Source organism: Geodermatophilus sp. URMC 60 (assembly GCF_053502585.1).
Genome location: NZ_CP199958.1, coordinates 2425485 through 2443072 on the forward strand (window position 1 = coordinate 2425485; position 17588 = coordinate 2443072).

17 protein-coding genes are annotated in these 17588 nt (G+C 75.1%); 12 read left to right on the forward strand and 5 right to left on the reverse strand.

Annotation, left to right across the window (positions count from 1 at the left end; genetic code table 11):
• Positions 1-78 precede the first annotated feature (78 nt).
• The 7 genes from ACWIX3_RS11645 to proB all read left to right on the forward strand — a co-directional run bounded on the left by ACWIX3_RS11645 (position 79) and on the right by proB (position 9835).
• Positions 79-2007: a TIGR03960 family B12-binding radical SAM protein gene (locus ACWIX3_RS11645; RefSeq protein ID WP_448612227.1), complete on the forward strand. Its 1929-nt coding sequence runs from the start codon at positions 79-81 to the stop codon at positions 2005-2007.
• Positions 2007-2771, forward strand: coding sequence for a TIGR03936 family radical SAM-associated protein (locus ACWIX3_RS11650; RefSeq protein ID WP_448612228.1), 765 nt, complete (start codon positions 2007-2009; stop codon positions 2769-2771). Before ACWIX3_RS11645 ends, ACWIX3_RS11650 begins: the two co-directional genes overlap by 1 nt.
• 263 nt (positions 2772-3034) lie before the next feature.
• The gene (locus tag ACWIX3_RS11655; protein WP_448612229.1) at positions 3035-6196 is read left to right on the forward strand and encodes an Rne/Rng family ribonuclease; all 3162 of its coding nucleotides are present in this window, start codon (positions 3035-3037) and stop codon (positions 6194-6196) included.
• Between the two features lie 251 nt (positions 6197-6447).
• Positions 6448-6759 (forward strand): 50S ribosomal protein L21, encoded by a 312-nt coding sequence (gene rplU, locus ACWIX3_RS11660; protein WP_012947747.1) that lies wholly within the window; start codon positions 6448-6450, stop codon positions 6757-6759.
• 7 nt (positions 6760-6766) lie between these two features.
• Positions 6767-7024: a 50S ribosomal protein L27 gene (gene rpmA, locus ACWIX3_RS11665; RefSeq protein WP_012947748.1), complete on the forward strand. Its 258-nt coding sequence runs from the start codon at positions 6767-6769 to the stop codon at positions 7022-7024.
• A gap of 199 nt (positions 7025-7223) precedes the next feature.
• Positions 7224-8717 (forward strand): GTPase ObgE, encoded by a 1494-nt coding sequence (gene obgE / locus ACWIX3_RS11670; protein ID WP_448612230.1) that lies wholly within the window; start codon positions 7224-7226, stop codon positions 8715-8717.
• Positions 8714-9835, forward strand: coding sequence for a glutamate 5-kinase (gene proB / locus ACWIX3_RS11675; RefSeq protein ID WP_448612231.1), 1122 nt, complete (start codon positions 8714-8716; stop codon positions 9833-9835). The genes obgE and proB overlap by 4 nt, the downstream gene beginning before the upstream one ends.
• A gap of 137 nt (positions 9836-9972) precedes the next feature.
• On the opposite strand, the gene ACWIX3_RS11680 is transcribed toward proB, so the two are convergent.
• Positions 9973-10380 (reverse strand): RidA family protein, encoded by a 408-nt coding sequence (locus ACWIX3_RS11680; RefSeq protein WP_448612232.1) that lies wholly within the window; start codon positions 10378-10380, stop codon positions 9973-9975.
• A gap of 63 nt (positions 10381-10443) precedes the next feature.
• Between ACWIX3_RS11680 and ACWIX3_RS11685 the strand changes: the two genes are divergently transcribed.
• The 5 genes from ACWIX3_RS11685 (at position 10444) to ACWIX3_RS11705 (ending at position 14245) form a co-directional block, all read left to right on the forward strand.
• Positions 10444-11097, forward strand: coding sequence for a TetR/AcrR family transcriptional regulator (locus ACWIX3_RS11685; protein WP_448612233.1), 654 nt, complete (start codon positions 10444-10446; stop codon positions 11095-11097).
• Positions 11094-11579 carry a peptide deformylase gene (def, locus tag ACWIX3_RS11690; RefSeq protein WP_448612234.1) on the forward strand — a complete coding sequence of 162 codons (486 nt, stop codon included), beginning with the start codon at positions 11094-11096 and terminating at the stop codon, positions 11577-11579. The genes ACWIX3_RS11685 and def overlap by 4 nt, the downstream gene beginning before the upstream one ends.
• A 1-nt stretch (position 11580) precedes the next feature.
• Entirely contained in the window at positions 11581-12177 is a 597-nt protein-coding gene (locus tag ACWIX3_RS11695) for a GNAT family N-acetyltransferase (RefSeq protein WP_448612235.1), read from the forward strand.
• A 21-nt stretch (positions 12178-12198) separates the two neighbouring features.
• Complete coding sequence (locus ACWIX3_RS11700; protein ID WP_448612236.1) at positions 12199-12981, forward strand: isocitrate lyase/PEP mutase family protein; 783 nt, start codon at positions 12199-12201, stop codon at positions 12979-12981.
• A gap of 88 nt (positions 12982-13069) precedes the next feature.
• On the forward strand, positions 13070-14245 hold the full coding sequence (locus tag ACWIX3_RS11705; protein ID WP_448612237.1) for an acyl-CoA dehydrogenase family protein: 1176 nt from the start codon (positions 13070-13072) through the stop codon (positions 14243-14245).
• Positions 14246-14253: 8 nt separating this feature from the next.
• Here ACWIX3_RS11705 and ACWIX3_RS11710 read toward each other — a convergent pair whose 3' ends face one another.
• The 4 genes from ACWIX3_RS11710 to ACWIX3_RS11725 form a co-directional block, all read right to left on the reverse strand.
• Entirely contained in the window at positions 14254-14664 is a 411-nt protein-coding gene (locus ACWIX3_RS11710) for a Fur family transcriptional regulator (protein ID WP_448612238.1), read from the reverse strand.
• A gap of 73 nt (positions 14665-14737) precedes the next feature.
• Positions 14738-15757, reverse strand: a complete 1020-nt coding sequence (locus ACWIX3_RS11715; RefSeq protein WP_448612239.1) for a metal ABC transporter permease — start codon at positions 15755-15757, stop codon at positions 14738-14740.
• Between the two features lies 1 nt (position 15758).
• Positions 15759-16559, reverse strand: coding sequence for a metal ABC transporter ATP-binding protein (locus ACWIX3_RS11720; RefSeq protein ID WP_448612240.1), 801 nt, complete (start codon positions 16557-16559; stop codon positions 15759-15761).
• A complete protein-coding gene (locus ACWIX3_RS11725) occupies positions 16556-17515 on the reverse strand; it encodes a metal ABC transporter substrate-binding protein (RefSeq protein WP_448612241.1) in 960 nt (319 codons plus the stop codon). The genes ACWIX3_RS11720 and ACWIX3_RS11725 overlap by 4 nt, the downstream gene beginning before the upstream one ends.
• Positions 17516-17588: the final 73 nt, after the last annotated feature.

Below are 17588 nucleotides of genomic sequence, written 5' to 3' on the forward strand. Positions count from 1 at the left end.
CGGGAGTGGCGGGTGCCCGGTTCCGGCCGGTCCGGGCGTGGGGGAGGAGCGCCGGTCGCCGTCTACCCTGGACGGGTCATGAACGGTGAATCGCTGTACCCCCGTCTCGAACCGCTCCTCGCGCAGGTGCAGAAGCCGATCCAGTACGTCGGCGGTGAGCTGAACGCGCAGGTCAAGGCGTGGGACGACGTCGCCGTCCACTGGGCGCTGATGTACCCCGACGCCTACGAGGTGGGGCTGCCCAACCAGGGCCTGATGATCCTCTACGAGGTGCTCAACGAGCGGCCCGACGCCCTGGCCGAGCGCACCTACGCGGTCTGGCCCGACCTCGCCGCGCTGATGCGGGAGCACGGCGTCGGCCAGTTCACCGTCGACTCCCACCGGGCGGTCGCCGACTTCGACCTGCTCGGCGTCAGCTTCGCCACCGAGCTGGGCTACACGAACCTGCTCGAGGCCCTCGACCTCGCCGGGGTGCCGCTGCACGCCCACCACCGCGACGAGACGCACCCCGTCGTCGTGGCCGGCGGGCACGCCGCGTTCAACCCCGAGCCGATCGCCGACTTCGTCGACTGCGCCGTCCTGGGCGACGGTGAGCAGGTCGTCGGCGACATCACCGACGTGGTCCGCGCGTGGAAGGAGCAGGGCCGCCCCGGTGGGCGCCTCGAGCTGCTGGCCCGCCTCGCGCGCGTCGACGGCGTCTACGTGCCGCGCTTCTACGCGGTCTCCTACGGCCCGGACGGCGCCATCGCGGCGGTGACCCGCACCCGGGACGACGTGCCCGCGCGGGTCGGCAAGCGCACCGTTCTGGACCTCGACGAGTGGCCCTACCCGAAGACGCCGCTGGTGCCGATGGCCGAGAGCGTGCACGAGCGGATGAGCGTGGAGATCTTCCGCGGCTGCACCCGCGGCTGCCGGTTCTGCCAGGCCGGGATGATCACCCGGCCGGTGCGCGAGCGGACCATCACCGGCATCGGCTCGATGGTCGACCAGGGCCTGCGCGCCACCGGCTACGAGGAGGTCGGGCTGCTGTCTTTGTCCAGCGCCGACCACTCCGAGATCGGCCAGGTCGCCAAGCAGCTCGCCGATCGCTACGAGGGCACCAACACCGGGCTGTCGCTGCCGTCCACCCGGGTGGACGCCTTCAACGTCACCCTCGCCAACGAGCTGTCCCGCAACGGCCGGCGCTCCGGCCTGACCTTCGCCCCCGAGGGCGGCAGCGAGCGCATCCGACGGGTGATCAACAAGACGGTGTCCAAGGACGACCTGGTCCGCACCGTGACCACGGCCTACGCCAACGGCTGGCAGCAGGTGAAGCTCTACTTCATGTGCGGTCTGCCGACCGAGACCGACGAGGACGTGCTGGAGATCGCCGAGCTCGCGGTGGAGGTCATCCGCGCCGGCCGGGAGGCCAGCGGCCGCAAGGACATCCGGTGCACCGTCTCGATCGGCGGGTTCGTGCCCAAGCCGCACACGCCGTTCCAGTGGGCCGGGCAGGCCGGCGCCGAGACGATCGACTCCCGGCTCAAGCTCCTGCGGCAGGCCATCAACGCCGACCGCCGCACCGGCCGCTCGATCGGACTGCGCTACCACGACGGCAAGCCGGGCATCGTCGAGGGCCTGCTCTCCCGGGGCGACCGCCGGGTCGGCCGGGTGATCGAGCGCGTGTGGCGCGAGGGTGGCCGGTTCGACGGCTGGAGCGAGCACTTCTCCTACGAGCGCTGGACCACCGCTGCGGCCGACGAACTCGTGCCGCTCGGCGTCGACCTGGACTGGTACACCACCCGCGAGCGCGGCCAGGAGGAGATCCTGCCCTGGGACCACCTGGACTCCGGGCTGGACAAGGAGTGGCTCTGGGACGACTGGCAGGACGCGCTGTCGGAGGAGGAGGTCGCCGACTGCCGGTGGACCCCCTGCTACGACTGCGGCGTCTGCCCGACCAACGGCACCGAGATCCAGATCGGCCCCACGGGGCGCAGCCTGCTCCCGCTCACGGTCGTCGGCCGCTAGTGGCCCGCCAGCCCGAGGGGCCGCCCCCGCCGCCCACCGTGCAGAAGCTGCGGCTGCGCTACGCCAAGCGCGGCCCGCTGCGCTTCGCCTCCCACCGCGACCTGGCCCGTGCCCTGGAGCGGGCGCTGCGCCGCGCGCGCGTGCCGATGGCCTTCTCCGCCGGCTTCTCGCCGCACCCGAAGATCTCCTACGTGGGCGCGGCGCCCACCGGCGCGGCCAGCGAGGCCGAGTACGTGGAGATCGGCCTGGCCGAGCCACGCGATCCCGAGGAGGTGCGCGCCGCGCTGGACGCGTCGCTGCCCCCCGGCATCGACGTCCTCGAGTGCGTGGAGGCCCTGGGCTCCGGGTCCCTGGCCGACCGGATCGACGCCGCGGCCTGGCGGGTGGAGCTGCCGGGGGTGGCGCCGGCCGAGCTGGCAGCGGCCGTCGAGGCGTTCCTCGCCGCGGACGTGGTCACCGTCGAGAAGCGCACCAAGAACGGGCTGAGGGACGTCGACGCGCGGGCGGCCGTGGTCAGTGCGGCGGCGGCCGAGGAGGCAGGTTGTGCCATACTGCACATGGTCGTCCGGCAGGTGACGCCCGCCGTTCGACCCGACGACGTGTTGGCCGCCCTGGTTGCCGTCGCCGACCTGCGCCCGCCGTCGCCCCCTCGGGCCGTGCGTGAGGCGCAGGGCCGGCTCGACGACACCGGGACCGTGGCCGACCCGCTCGGCCCGGACCGCGTCGCGGGCACCCGCTGCCAGGGGGAGCCCGCCGCAGTCTGACCGGTGGGCCCCGGGGCCGCACGACGTCGAGCGGCACGGCTGCCAGACGTGACGCACCCCGAGAGCTCGCACCACCGAACGACCCGCACGACCGGCGCCCGGCCGCGGCAACTCCTCGCCCGGACACCGGCCCCCAGACTTCGCGGGTCGCGCCTGCCGCCGTACCCGGCGCGGGGGCCCGACCCGTCCGACCCCGTGCTCCTGCGCGGCCGCCAGTCCCTGTGATCGGCGCCCGGGAGCACCACACAGGAGGCGAGCCACGCGTGGCCGACCAGACAGACGACAGCACGACCACCCCGGCCGACGAGGGCCTCGACCCCACCGCCCTGCCGCAGGGCACGGGGACCGCCGGGGCCGAGGACGAGCTCCGCGCCGCCGAGGCCGGTGAGGACGACGACGCCGGCGAGCAGGCCGCCGCCGTGAAGGAGCTCGCCGCCGCCGAGGAGGACGCCGAGAGCCTCGAGCCGGCCACCGAGCCCGAGGAACCCCCGGTCTCCCGCTTCGGCGCCCAGTTCAGCTCCCCGGAACCCACCGCGGTCATCGCCCGCCCCCGCCGGCGGGCCACCCGCCCGGCCGGCGCGGCCGACCCCGGTGACCACCCGCCCGTGACGGCCGCGGCCCCTCCGATCCCGGCGTTCGTGAGCTTCGTCGCGCCGGCCGAGACCGACGTCCCGCCGCCCCGCCGGCGCAGCCGGCGTCCGCTCGCCGAGTCGCCGACGGTCGAGGAGACCGACGTCGAGCCGGCCGAGGACGCCGAGGACGAGACGCCGGCGCCGCGCTCCCGGCGCAGCCGCTCCCGCCGCCGCTCCGGCGCGGACGAGACCCCCGCGCCCAGCGAGGACACCGACACCGACGAGGACGGCACGGCGGACGCCGAGGCCGATCCCGACACCGGCAGCGACGACGGCGAGGACAACGGGTCCGGGGGCAGCCGGCGCCGCCGTAGGGGCCGCCGGGGCCGCGGTCGCGGGCGCAGCGGGGACGACGCCGCCGATGCCGAGGACGACGAGGACACCGGCGACGAGGACACCGGCGACGAGCAGGACGCCGACGAGCAGGACGCCGACGACGCCGAGGAGGACACCGACGCCGACAGCGGTGAGGACACCGCCGAGGGTGACGAGGGCGAGGGCGGCTCCAGCACCCGTCGCCGGCGCCGCCGGCGCCGCCGCGGGAGCACCGGGGAGGCCGGCGAGGTCACCGCGGAGAGCGACGACGACCGTCCCGAGCGCGCCGGCCGCAACGGCCGCACCACCAGCGACGACGACGTCAAGGGCGTCACCGGCTCCACCCGCCTGGAGGCCAAGCGCCAGCGCCGCCGTGACGGCCGGGACAACGGCCGCCGCCGGGCGCCGATCCTCACCGAGGCCGAGTTCCTCGCCCGCCGCGAGGCCGTCGACCGCAAGATGGTCATCCGTCAGCGGGGCGAGCGCACGCAGATCGCCGTCCTCGAGGACGACGTGCTGGTCGAGCACTACGTGACCCAGGCGCAGGCGACGTCCTTCGCCGGCAACGTCTACCTCGGCCGGGTGCAGAACGTGCTGCCCAGCATGGAGGCGGCGTTCATCGACATCGGCAAGGGCCGCAACGCCGTCCTCTACGCCGGCGAGGTCAACTGGGACGCCGCCGGGTTGACCGGCAAGCAGCGCTCCATCGAGCAGGCGCTGAAGTCCGGCGACAAGGTGCTGGTGCAGGTCACCAAGGACCCGATCGGTCACAAGGGCGCCCGGCTCACCCAGCAGGTCAACCTGCCCGGCCGCTTCCTGGTCTACGTGCCCGGCGGCTCGATGACCGGCATCAGCCGCAAGCTGCCCGACACCGAGCGGCAGCGGCTCAAGGACATCCTCAAGAAGATCGTCCCCGAGGACGCCGGTGTGATCATCCGCACCGCCGCCGAGGGGGCCTCGGAGGAGGAGCTGACCCGCGACGTCGCCCGCCTGCAGGCGCAGTGGGACGTCATCCAGAAGAAGGCGGAGTCCTCCTCCAACGCCCCGTCGCTGCTCTACGGCGAGCCCGACCTCGCCATCCGGGTCATCCGCGACGTCTTCAACGAGGACTTCAAGGAGCTCGTCGTCCAGGGCGACGACGCCTGGGACACCGTCGAGGCCTACGTCGCGCACGTCTCCCCGGAGCTGGTCGGCCGGCTGGGCCGCCACACCGGCGAGGGCGACGTCTTCCGCGACCTGCGCATCGACGAGCAGCTGGCCAAGGCGCTCGACCGCAAGGTGTGGCTGCCCTCGGGCGGCTCGCTGGTCATCGACCGCACCGAGGCGATGACCGTCGTCGACGTCAACACCGGCAAGTTCACCGGCTCCGGCGGCAACCTCGAGCAGACCGTCACGCGCAACAACATGGAGGCGGCCGAGGAGATCGTCCGCCAGCTCCGGTTGCGGGACATCGGCGGCATCATCGTCATCGACTTCATCGACATGGTGCTCGAGAGCAACCGCGACCTGGTGCTGCGGCGGCTGACCGAGTGCCTGGGCCGCGACCGCACCAAGCACCAGGTCGCCGAGGTCACCTCGCTGGGCCTGGTGCAGATGACCCGCAAGCGGGTCGGCCAGGGGCTGCTCGAGGTCTTCTCCGAGCCGTGCGAGCACTGCCGCGGCCGGGGCGTCATCGTGCACGTCGACCCGGTGGACGAGAAGCGCCGCGGCAACGGCGGCGGGGGCACCGGCGGCGGCAACGGTCGGCGCGAGCAGCAGCGCGGTGGCGGTGGCGGCGGCAAGGACAGCGCCGCGCCGGAGGACGCGAAGGACGCCGTTGCGGCCGAGCCCGTGGCGGTCGGTGCCGAGGCGCCGGCTCCGGGCAGCGCGGACGGCGACGGCGAGGGCCAGCGCTCCGGCGGCGGCCGGCGCAACCGCGGTCGCCGCAACCGCAGCCAGTCCGGTGAGGAGCGGGCGGCCGAGGATGCCGCGGTGCTCGCCGCCGTCGGTGAGTCCGGGGACGCGGAGACCGCGGACGCCGAGCCGGCTGCGGTCGAGCCCGACCAGCCCGCTGCCGGAACCCCGGAGGCGGCGCCCGAGCCCGTCGCGGAGCCCGCGGCCGAGGGGACGGCCGCCGCCGAGCCGGTCGCCGAGCAGCCGGCCGCCGCGGAGGCGGCGCCCTCGGAGCCGGTCGCCGCGGAGCCGGTGCCCGCAGTGCCGGCGCTCGCCGAGCCCTCGCCGGCCGAGCCGGCGGACCAGGCCGTGGACACCGGGCGGTCCGACGACGAGGACGTGCCCACCGGCGCCGGACCGGACGACCCCGGTCCCATGGACGACGAGCCCCCCGCGGAGCAGGCGCCCGCCGACACGCCGTCCGGCGGCGCGACGGGCGAGACCGGTGCGCCGGTGGCCGACGACGGCAGCGGGACCGCCACGCCGGTCACCCGCCCGCGCCGCCGTCGGGCTGCCAGCCGGCCGGCCGGACCGCCGGCGTCCTGAGGAGGAGGACCCCCTCCTGCCCCCTCGCCAGCTCGGGGCGGGGCCCGGGAGGGGGCCGGGGCGGAGCCGGGGGTCCTCCCCCTTCCCCCGTTCGACCGGGTCCCCGCCGCTCGGGTACGCTGGTCGGGTTGCACCGCCCTGGTCGCGCGCACCGTCTGGTGCCGCCTGGGAGGCGGGCAGCCCGTCCAGCACCCGGCGCCCGACGTCCGGGCGCACGCAGGACATGACAGAGGCGATCGAGGAGTTCAGTGGTGTACGCAGTCGTGAAGGCCGGTGGCCGGCAGCACAAGGTGGCCGTGGGCGACCGGTTCACGGTCAACCGTCTCGTGGGTGAGGCGGGCGACTCCGTCACCCTCCCGGCCCTGCTCCTGGTCGACGGCGACACCGTCACCAGCGACGCGGAGACGCTGGCCGGGGTGACCGTGACCGGCGAGATCGTCGGCCACGGCAAGGGCCCGAAGATCCGCATCCACAAGTTCAAGAACAAGACCGGCTACCACAAGCGTCAGGGGCACCGTCAGCCCCTCACCGACGTCGTGGTCCGCGACATCACGAAGGGCTGACGACGACATGGCACACAAGAAGGGCGCCTCGTCCTCCCGCAACGGCCGCGACTCGAACGCGCAGCGCCTCGGCGTCAAGCGCTTCGGGGGCCAGGTCGTGAAGGCCGGCGAGATCATCGTGCGCCAGCGCGGGACCCACTTCCACCCGGGCCTGGGCGTCGGCCGCGGCGGCGACGACACGCTGTTCGCGCTGCAGCCCGGTGCGGTGACCTTCGGCACCCGGCGGGGACGCAAGACCGTCTCCATCTCCGCGGTCGAGGCCTGATCACAGGACCCCGCCGCTACCACCGCTCGTAGAAGGACCTCCCTGCCCCCGCGACTCGCGAGCTCGCAGCGGGACCCTGCAGGGAGGCCAGCGGGACCGGGGACGGGACCTCAGCACACACGTACCGCGACGAGCGCACGGGCCGCCGGCCCGTGCGCTCGTGGCGCTTGACAGCGAAGAAGCAGGAGGCGGCGCGGACATGGCCGCTTTCGTCGACCGCGTGGTCGTGCACGTCGCCGCCGGCAACGGCGGGCACGGCGTCGCCTCGATCCACCGCGAGAAGTTCAAGCCGCTCGGCGGCCCCGACGGGGGCAACGGCGGCAACGGCGGGGACGTCGTCCTCGAGGTGGACCCCAGCGTGCACACGCTGCTGGACTTCCACCACCGCCCGCACCAGAAGGCCGGTAACGGCCGCCCCGGTGAGGGCAGCAACCGCCACGGCGCCCGCGGTGAGGACCGCGTGCTGCGCGTTCCCGCCGGCACCGTGGTCAGCACCCCCGACGGCCGGGTGATCGCCGACCTCGTCGGCACCGGCACCCGGGTCGTCCTGGCGCACGGCGGCAAGGGCGGCCTGGGCAACGCCGCGCTGGCCAACGCCCGCCGGAAGGCGCCGGGCTTCGCGCTGCTCGGGGAGCCGGGCGAGGCCTTCGACGCCGTCATCGAGCTCAAGAGCATCGCCGACGTCGGCCTGGTCGGCTTCCCGTCGGCGGGCAAGTCCTCGCTGATCGCGGCCATGTCCGCGGCGCGGCCGAAGATCGCCGACTACCCGTTCACCACGCTGGTGCCGAACCTCGGCGTCGTTCGCGCGGGCGACACCGTCTTCACGATGGCCGACGTCCCCGGGCTCATCCCCGGCGCGTCCGAGGGTCGCGGGCTGGGCCTGGAGTTCCTCCGCCACATCGAGCGCTGCGCCGTCCTGGTGCACGTCGTCGACATGGCCACGATGGAGCCCGGCCGCGACCCGGAGAGCGACATCGAGGCGCTGCAGCACGAGCTGGCGCAGTACCGCGGGGACCTCGTCGACCGGCTGCGGGTCGCCGTCCTCAACAAGATCGACGTGCCCGACGGGCGCGAGCTGGTCGACCTGGTCCGCGAGCCGCTGGAGCAGCGCGGCCTGCAGGTGTTCCCGGTCAGCGCCGCGACCGGCGAGGGGCTGCGCGAGCTCGGCTTCGCACTGGCGCAGGCCGTGGAGGAGCACCGCGCCGCGCTGCCCGAGCCCGAGCCGGTGCGGGTCACCCTCACCCCGCGCGCGGTCGACGACAGCGGCTTCACCGTCGAGCGCGACCCGGAGGACGAGGGCGCGTTCACCGTGCGCGGGACCAAGCCCGAGCGCTGGGTGCGCCAGACCGACTTCACCAACGACGAGGCCGTGGGCTTCCTCGCCGACCGGCTCAACCGGCTCGGCGTCGAGGACGCCCTGCAGGAGGCCGGCGCGCAGGAGGGGGACACCATCGTCATCGGCGACGTCGCCTTCGACTTCGTGCCGACGCTGCCGGCCGGCACGTTGAGCGTCGAGGAGACCGCCGGGCTCGGCGGGCGCGGCACCGACTCCCGCATCGACGCCCCGCACCGGGTGCGCGCCGAGGAGCGGCTGGCCGCCAAGAAGGCCCGCCGGGTGCCCTACGAGCTCACCGAGACCTGGACCGACGAGGACCTGCCCGGGGACGACGACCTGCCCGGGGACGACGGGTGAGCCTGCGCCCGGAGATCGCCGGTGCGCGCCGGGTCGTGGTCAAGGTCGGCTCCTCGTCGCTGACCAGCCTGCCCGGCGGGCTGGACGAGCAGCGGTTGGCCGCCCTGGTCGACGTCCTCGGCGCGGTGCACGCGCAGGGCCGCGAGGTCGTCCTCGTCTCCTCCGGAGCGATCGCCGCCGGCCTGGCCCCGCTGGGGGTCGCCGGCCGGCCGCGGGACCTCGCCACGGCCCAGGCCGCCGCCAGCGTCGGCCAGCTGCGCCTGGTGCAGACCTACGCCGACGCCTTCGCCCGGCACGAGGTGACCGTCGGGCAGGTGCTGCTGACCGCCGACGACCTCACCCGACGCAGCCACTACCGCAACGCCCAGCGCACGCTGGAGCGGCTGCTCACCCTCGGCGTGCTGCCGATCGTCAACGAGAACGACACGGTGGCCACCGAGGAGATCCGGTTCGGCGACAACGACCGGCTGGCCGCGCTGGTCGCGCACGTCGCCCGAGCCGACGCGCTGCTGCTGTTCAGCGACGTCGACGGCGTCTACGACGGCGACCCGCGGCAGGGGCCGGCGCAGCTGCTGGACACCGTGCGCGACCCCGCCGACCTGGGGGAGGTCACCCTCGGCACCGCCCGCCGCAACGGTGTGGGCACCGGCGGGATGGCCACCAAGGTCGAGGCCGCGCTGATCGCCGCGCACGCCGGCGTCCCCGTCGTCGTCACCTCGGCCGCCCAGGCCGCCGCCGCGCTGGCCGGCGAGCCGGTCGGCACCCGCTTCGCCGTCATGGGGCCGCGGCCCCGGGCCCGCCAGTTCTGGCTGCGCTTCGCCACCCGGCCGCGCGGCCGGCTGCACCTCGACGAGGGGGCGGTCCGGGCGGTGCGCGAGCGCGGCGCCTCCCTGCTGCCCGCCGGCATCACCGGGGTGGCGGGGGAGTTCCTCGCCGACGACCCGGTGGAGCTGGTCGGTCCCGACGGCGTCGTGGTGGCCCGCGGCCTGGTCGCCTACGACGCCAAGGAGCTGCCACCGCTGCTGGGCCGCAAGACCAGCGAGCTGGACCCGGAGTACCAGCGCGAGATCGTGCACCGCGACGAGATGGTGCTGGTGCGGCGCCCGTCCCTGGGCTGAAGGAGGACCTCGCCCCTCTCCACCCTCGGCGAAGGACCCCGTCCTCCCCACCCCTCGCCAGCTCGGGGCGGGACCCGGGACGGGGCCGGAGCCTGCGGGCGAGGCCGGGCTGCGAGCGGTGTGGGGCAGGGGGTCCTTCAGGGGAGGACGGCGACGGCGTCCACCTCGACGAGCAGGTCGGGTTCGCCCAGGGCGACCACCGGCAGGAGCGTCACCGGCTTGGTGAGGTCGGCGCCCAGGCGCTCGGCGGCCCGGCCCACTCCCGCGCCGAGGGCGGGGAGCTTCTCCGGCGACCAGTCCACGACGTAGACGGTGAGCTTGGCGACGTCGGCGAAGCTGCCGCCCACCGACTCCAGGGCGGTGGCCACGTTGAGGTACGCCTGCTCCACCTGCGCGGCGAGGTCGCCGGCGCCGATCGGCTCCCCGTCCGCCGTCCGGGCGACCTGGCCGGCCAGGTAGACGGTGCGCGAGCCGGTGGCCACGGCCATCTGGCGGTAGAACTCCGGGGCGGGGATGCCGGGCGGGTTGGAGAGCTCGATCGGCACGGGAACTCCTCGGTCGGATGATGTGACGGTGTTATGTAACACCATTGCGGTATGGTTGGCAACATGCCCCGCACCGCGGATCCCGCCGTCCGTCTCGCCCTGCTCGAGGGAGCCGCCGAGCTGCTGGCGCGCCGCGAACCGGTGACCGCGCGGTCGCTCGCCGACCGCGTAGGGGCCTCGACGACGGCGCTGTACACCCACTTCGGCGGCATGCCGGGGCTGTGGCGGGCCGTGCGCGCCGAGGGCTTCGCCCGGCTGGCCCGGCGCCTCGCGACGGTGCCGCGCACGGAGGACCCCGTCCGGGACCTGGCCGCGCTGGGCGCCGCCTACCTCGACAGCGCCCGCAGCGACCCGTTCCTGTACCGGGCGATGTTCGACGCGGCGGCCGACCTCGAGGACCCGGCGGTCGCCGACGACGCGTTCGCACTGCTCGTCGAGGCCGCGGAGCGGGCGCGCCGGGCCGGCCGTCTCACGGTCGCGTCGGATCCGCTCGCCGTGGCCACGCGCTACTGGGCTGCGGGGCACGGGCTGGCCATGCTCGTCGTGACCGGCGTGCTGCCGGCCGAGGCCCTGACGCAGCACGGCCCGGAGATGGCGGTCGCGGTCCTCGTCGCGGCGGGTGACGAGGCCGACCGCTGCCGCGCCTCGGTGTTGTCGGGCTGGGCCGGCGCCCGTGCCCGGGCGGGGGACACCGGGCTGAGAGACTCGCCGTCGTGACGATCCGTCCCATCCGCGAACTCGGTGACCCGGTCCTCCGCACACCTGCCGACGAGGTGCGCAGCTTCGACAGGGAACTGGCCGCGCTCGTCCGCGACCTCGAGGACACCGTCGCCGACCCCGGGCGGGCCGGCGTCGCCGCGCCGCAGATCGGCGTCGGGCTGCGCGCCTTCTCCTACAACGTCGACGGGCGCATCGGGCACGTGGTCAACCCCCGGATCGTCGAGCTGTCCGAGGAGACCCAGGACGGCGACGAGGGTTGCCTGTCCATCCCCGGCCTGTGGGCGCCCACGGTCCGGGCGATGCACGCCGTCGTCGAGGGGTTCGACGTGCACGGCGAGCCGGTGCGCGTCGAGGGCACCGGTCTGATGGCCCGTGCGCTGCAGCACGAGGTCGACCACCTCGACGGCAAGGTCTTCCTCGACCGGCTCACCGGCGAGGCCCGCAAGAACGCGCTCCGGGCGCTGCGGGACAGGGGCTGACGTGGCGGGGCTGGCGCCGGTGACGCTGGCCGGCGAGCTGGTGGTCCTCGAGCCGCTGCGGCGCGGGCACGCCGACGAGCTCGCGGCCGCCGCGTCCGACGGCCGGCTGTGGGAGCTCTGGTACACCTCGGTGCCCACGCCGGCCGGCATGGCGGCCGACGTCGAGTCGCGGCTGGCCCGGCAGGCGGCGGGGGAGATGCTGCCGTTCGTCGTCCGCCGGACCGCCGACGGCGCGGTGGTCGGGGCGACGACCTACTGCAACGCCGACCTCGCCGTCCCGCGGCTGGAGGTCGGGTACACCTGGACCGCCGCCTCCGCGCAGCGGACCGGGGTCAACGCCGCGAGCAAGCTGCTGCTGCTCACCCACGCCTTCGAGACCGTCGGCTGCCTCGCCGTGGAGTTCCGCACGCACTGGCACAACCACCAGTCGCGGACGGCGATCGCCCGGCTCGGCGCCAAGCAGGACGGCGTGCTGCGCAACCACCGGCGGATGCCCGACGGGTCCCTGCGGGACACCGTGGTCTTCTCGATCACCGACGCCGAGTGGCCCGCCGTCCGCAGCGGGCTGCGCCACCGGCTCGCACGCCACGCCGCCTGACCCGGTCGTAGCGTGGCCGGCATGACCGACCTCGCCACCCGCGCCCGCACCCTCCTCGACCTGCACACCGCCCCGGAGATCCTGGTCCTCGCCAACGTGTGGGACGTCGTCTCCGCGCAGGTCGTGGCGGCCACCGACGGCGTCCGCGCCCTGGCCACCGCCAGCCACGGCATCGCCGCGACGTTCGGCTACGAGGACGGCGAGAACATCCCGCTCGACCTGCACCTGGACATGGTCGGCCGGATCACCGCCGCCGTGGACCTGCCGGTGAGCATGGACATGGAGGCCGGCTACGGGGACCCAGGCGAGACCGCGCGCCGCGCCATCGGGCTCGGCGTCGTCGGCGGCAACCTCGAGGACCAGATGAAGCCGCTGGACGAGGCCGTCGCCGCGGTCGAGGCGGTGCTGCGCGCGGGCCGGGACGCCGGCATCGACTTCGTGCTCAACGCGCGCACCGACACCTTCGTCCGCGCCGCCGAGGGCGCCGACCGCGGTGAGCTCGTCGCCGAGGCGATCCGTCGCGGCCGGGCCTACCTCGAGGTCGGTGCGCCGGTCGTCTTCGTCCCGCGCCTGGTCGACCGCGACGAGATCGCGGCGGTCGTCGAGGGCCTGGGCCGCAACAGGCTGACGCTCATCAGCGTGCCCGGGGCCTCCCTGCCCGCCCGCGAGATGCAGGAGCTCGGCGTGGCCCGCGTCTCCACCGGCCCCTTCACGCAGCGGGTCGCGCTGACCGCGCTGCAGGACGCCGCGGCCGCGATGGTCGCCGGCGGCACCCTCCCTCCGGGCACCCGCGCGCTGAACTGACCGCTCGCTCGGGTGGCCGGCCGGGGCGTGAGGCGGCTACCGGGGGGTAACGAGCCCCGGGACGACGCCGTTCCGAGAGGGTGGACGCATGTCCGAGCTGCTGACCGGGGACTTCTTCGGCTACGAGTCGCTGATGTCCGACGACGAGCGCAAGGAGCTGCAGGCGCTCCGCGAGTTCCTCGAGGCCGAGGTGCGGCCCCGGGTGAACGCCGCCTGGGCGGCCGCCGAGTTCCCGATGGACCTGGTCCCGCGCTTCGCCGAGGTCGGCGCGGTGGGCCGGGGCTACGAGTGGGACGGCCGCCCCGCCTCCTCCCGGCTCTACAACGGCTTCCAGGCCCTCGAGCTCTCCCGGGTCGACCCGTCCATGGCCACGTTCCTGGGCGTGCACAACGGCCTGGCGATGGGCTCCGTCGTGATCCTCGGGTCGGAGGAGCAGCGGCAGCGCTGGCTCCCGGCGATGATGCGGCTCGAGGCCGTCGGCGCCTTCGCGCTCACCGAGCCCGGGGGCGGTTCGGACGTGGCCCGCGGCCTGCGCACCACCGCACGGCGCGAGGGCGACGAGTGGGTGCTCGACGGCGCCAAGCGGTGGATCGGCAACGGGACCTTCGCCGACCACGTCGTGGTGTTCGCCCGCGACGTGGCCGACGACCAGGTCAAGACCTTCGTCGTCGACAAGGGCACCCCCGGGTTCACCGCCACCAAGATCGAGGACAAGTTCGCGCTGCGCACCGTGCAGAACGCCGACCTGACCTTCACCGGCTGCCGCATCCCCGCCGACCACAAGCTGGAGGGCGGCAACTCCTTCAAGGACGTCAACAAGGTGCTCAAGGTGACCCGCGGCGGAGTCGCGTGGTCCGGCGTCGGCTGCCAGATGGGCGCCTACGAGACGGCGCTCCGCTACGCGGGGGAGCGCGAGCAGTTCGGCCGGCCGATCGGCTCCTTCCAGCTGGTCCAGGACCTGCTGGCCCGCATGCTGGGCAACGTCACCGCCTCGCTGGGCATGGTGGTGCGGGTCGCCCAGCTGCAGGAGGCCGGTGACCTGCGCGACGACCAGGCGGCGCTGGCCAAGAGCTACGTCACCACCCGGGGCCGGGAGACCGTCGCGATGGCCCGGGAGGTCTTCGGCGGCAACGGCATCGTCCTGGGCAACGACGTCATCCGGTACTTCGCCGACGCCGAGGCGCTGTACTCCTACGAGGGCACCCGCGAGATCAACACCCTCATCGTCGGGCGGTCGATCACCGGGCACAGCGCCTTCGTCTGAGCCGGCTCTCAGCGCCCGGCGGCGCAGGCGGCGCAGGTGCCGAAGACCTCGAGCTGGTGCTGGACGTCGGCGAAGCCGTGCTCGGCGGCGACGCGTGCCGCCCAGCGCTCGACCGGCGGGTCGGCCACCTCGACGGTGCGCCCGCAGGAGCGGCACACCAGGTGGTGGTGGTGCACCGGCGAGCACCGCCGGTAGGCGGCCTCGCCCTCGGTGCGCAGCACGTCGACCAGGCCGTCGTCCACCAGGGCCTGCAGCGCCCGGTAGACCGTCGCGAGGCCGACGGCATCGCCGCGTTCGCGGAGCAGGGCGTGCAGGTCCTGGGCGGTGCGGAAACCGTCCTGGTCGTCGAGCAGGGCCAGGACGGCGCTGCGCTGCCGGGTCTGGCGCCGCGGCGCCTCGGCCGGTCCGGACGCGGTCACGCGGTCTCCTCGCTGACGCTCGTCGGCCGCGTTCCCCAGGGTGCTGTGCTGCTGCATGAGCTCGCCGGCTCGCTCATGTCCGCCCCACCTGTTCCGCCGGCGGCGCGTGCTCGCCGTGCTCGTCGTAGTGGACGCCCGTGCCGGTGCGGTGCGGGGCGTGCAGGTGGCCGTCGTGGTCGTAGTCGACGTGGTCGCCGTGCAGGACCGCCGGGTGCCCGCAGCCGGCACCGTGCTCGTGCGGGTGGGCGGCGTGCACCTCGGCGCGGCGCCGGTGCCGGCGGCGGGCGGTCGCCTCGCGCACCGCGACCGCCGCCGTGGCCAGCAGGAACAGCGCGATCGCGAGCAGCACGATCGTGCCGCCGGAGGGTGTGCCGGTGTAGTAGGAGGCGGTCGTGCCGGCGACGCTGGTGACCAGGCCGATGGCGCAGGCGAGGTACACCGTCTGGCGGAAGCTGCGGGCCAGCTGCTGGGCCACCGCGCTCGGCACGATCATCAGCGCGCTGATGAGCAGCAGGCCGACGACCCGCATGGACAGGACGACGGTCGCCGCGACCAGGGCGGCGAGGACGACGTTGAGCGCCAGGACCGGCAGGCCGACCGCTCGGGCGTACTCCTCGTCGTCGCTGACCGCGTACAGCCGCTGGCCGAGCAGCCAGACGACGCCGAGCACCACGACGGTGATGACGCCGAAGACCGCGACGTCGGCGGTCGTCGTGGTGGTGATGGCGCCGAACAGGTACGCCTCGAGGTTCGTGGCCTGCCCGCGCGGGGCGAGGCTGAGCAGCACGACGCCGCCGGCGATGCCGCCGTAGAACAGGACGGCGAGGGCGACGTCCCCACTGGTGCGGCCGCGGGCGCGGACCAGCTCGATGAGGACCGCGCCGAGGACGGCGGCCACCAGCGCCGTCCCGACCGGAGCGGTGGAGGTGAGGACGCCGATCCCGACACCGGTGAGGGCCACGTGCCCGAGGCCGTCGCCGAGGAGCGAGAGGCGGCGCTGCACGAGGAAGACGCCGACCGCCGGCGCCACCAGCCCGACCATCAGCGAGGCCAGCAGTGCCCGCTGCATGAAGCCGTACTCGAGGACCTCCACCTCAGCGCACTCCGTCCGTCGTCACCCGGGGCTGGTCCTGCCGGTACCCGCGCGAGGGTGGCAGGCCGGTGCCCTCGGGGTGGTGGTGCCCGCCGGCCTCGGCGTCGGCCGCGGCGCCGGCCAGCGGGCCGTCGTAGGCGATCCGGCCGTGGTCGACGACGACCGCGCGGGTGAGGACGCCGGCCAGTGCGGCGGTCTCGTGCGTCACGACCATCAGGGTCGTGCCGGCGGCCGACACGTCGGCCAGGACGGCGGCCAGTGCGTCCTGGCTGGCGGTGTCCACCCCGGCGGTCGGCTCGTCCATGACCAGCAGCTCCGGCTCGGCGGCGAGCGCGCGGGCGACCAGCACCCGGCGCTGCTGACCACCGGAGAGCGAGGCGACCGGGTCGCCGAGCCGGTCGGCCAGCCCGACCGCGGCCACGGCGTCCTGCACCGCCGCGCGGTCGGCCGGGCGCAGCCGGCCGAAGGGGCCCAGGCGGGCCAGCCGGCCCACGCCGACGACCTCGCGCACCGTCGCCGGGACCGCGCCGCTCACCGTGTGCCGCTGCGGCACGTAGCCGATCCGGCCGCGTTGGGCGGGCGGGGGACGACGGAGCCGCCCGACCGGGGCGCCGAGGACCTCGACCTCACCGCCGAGCACCGTGGCCAGGCCCAGCAGCCCGCGCGCGAGGGTGGTCTTGCCCGACCCGTTCGACCCGAGGACGGCGACCGCCTCGCCGTCGGCCACGGTGAGGTCGACGCCCTGGACGACGGCGACGTCGCCGTAGCCGATGCGGGCGTCGTGCAGCCGGACGGCGCTCATGGACAGGACTGACCCTCCCGCAGCGTGGCCAGGTTGGCCCGCATGACCTCGAGGTAGTCGCTGCCGGCCGACTCGCCGGTGAGCCCCTCGAGCGGGTCCAGGACGGCGGTGCGCACGCCGGCCTCGGTCGCGACGGTCTCGGCGACGGCCGGGTCGACGAGGGTCTCGGTGTAGACGGTGGTCACGCCGCGCTCCCGGACCAGCTCGGAGATCTCGGCCTGGGCGGCCGGGCTGGGCTCGGAGGAGGGACTGAGCCCGCTGATGCCCACCACCTCGAGACCGTACCGGTCGCCGAGGTAGCCGAAGGCGTCGTGGCCGGTGACCAGGGTGTCCACCGCGCAGCCGGTCAGGCCCGCCTGCATCTCGGCGTCCAGCGCCTCGAGGTCGGTCCGCAGCGCCGCGGCGTTCTGCTCGTACGTGGCCGCGCCGTCGGGGTCGGCCTCGGCCAGCCGCTCGGCGAGCGCGTCGCCGACGGAGGCCAGCCGGACCGGGTCGAGCCAGAAGTGCGGGTCGACCGCCTCGCCGTCCCCGGCGTGCTCCTCGTGCTCCTCGGCGGTCTCGCCCTCGTGGGCGTCCTCCTCGGCGGTCAGCGTGAGGTCGGCGGCCCGGCCGGCGTCCCACGCGGTGTCCGCGGCCTCGTTCTGCGCGGCCTCGTCGAGGGCCGGCTGGAAGCCCCCGAGGTAGACGAGCAGGTCGGCATCGGCGACCGCGGCGACGTCCCGGGGCGCGAGCTCGAGGTCGTGGGCCTCCGCGCCCGGCGGGGTCAGCGAGGAGACGTCGGCGCGGTCGCCGCCGACCCGCTGCGCCGCCCACTCCAGCGGGTAGAAGCCGGCGACGACGGTGAGCCCGTCCCCGCCGCCGCCCGCGGCCTCGTCGGAGCCCCCGCAGCCGGCCAGGGCGAGGGCGGCGGCCGAGGCGGTGGCGGCGGTCACGGCACGCGTCGTCCAGGTGTTCATGGGAATCATTCTCACATATCCGGCGGGATCCGAGGCGGCCGGGGAGCTCCGCCCGCCCGCGTAGGCTCGCGGA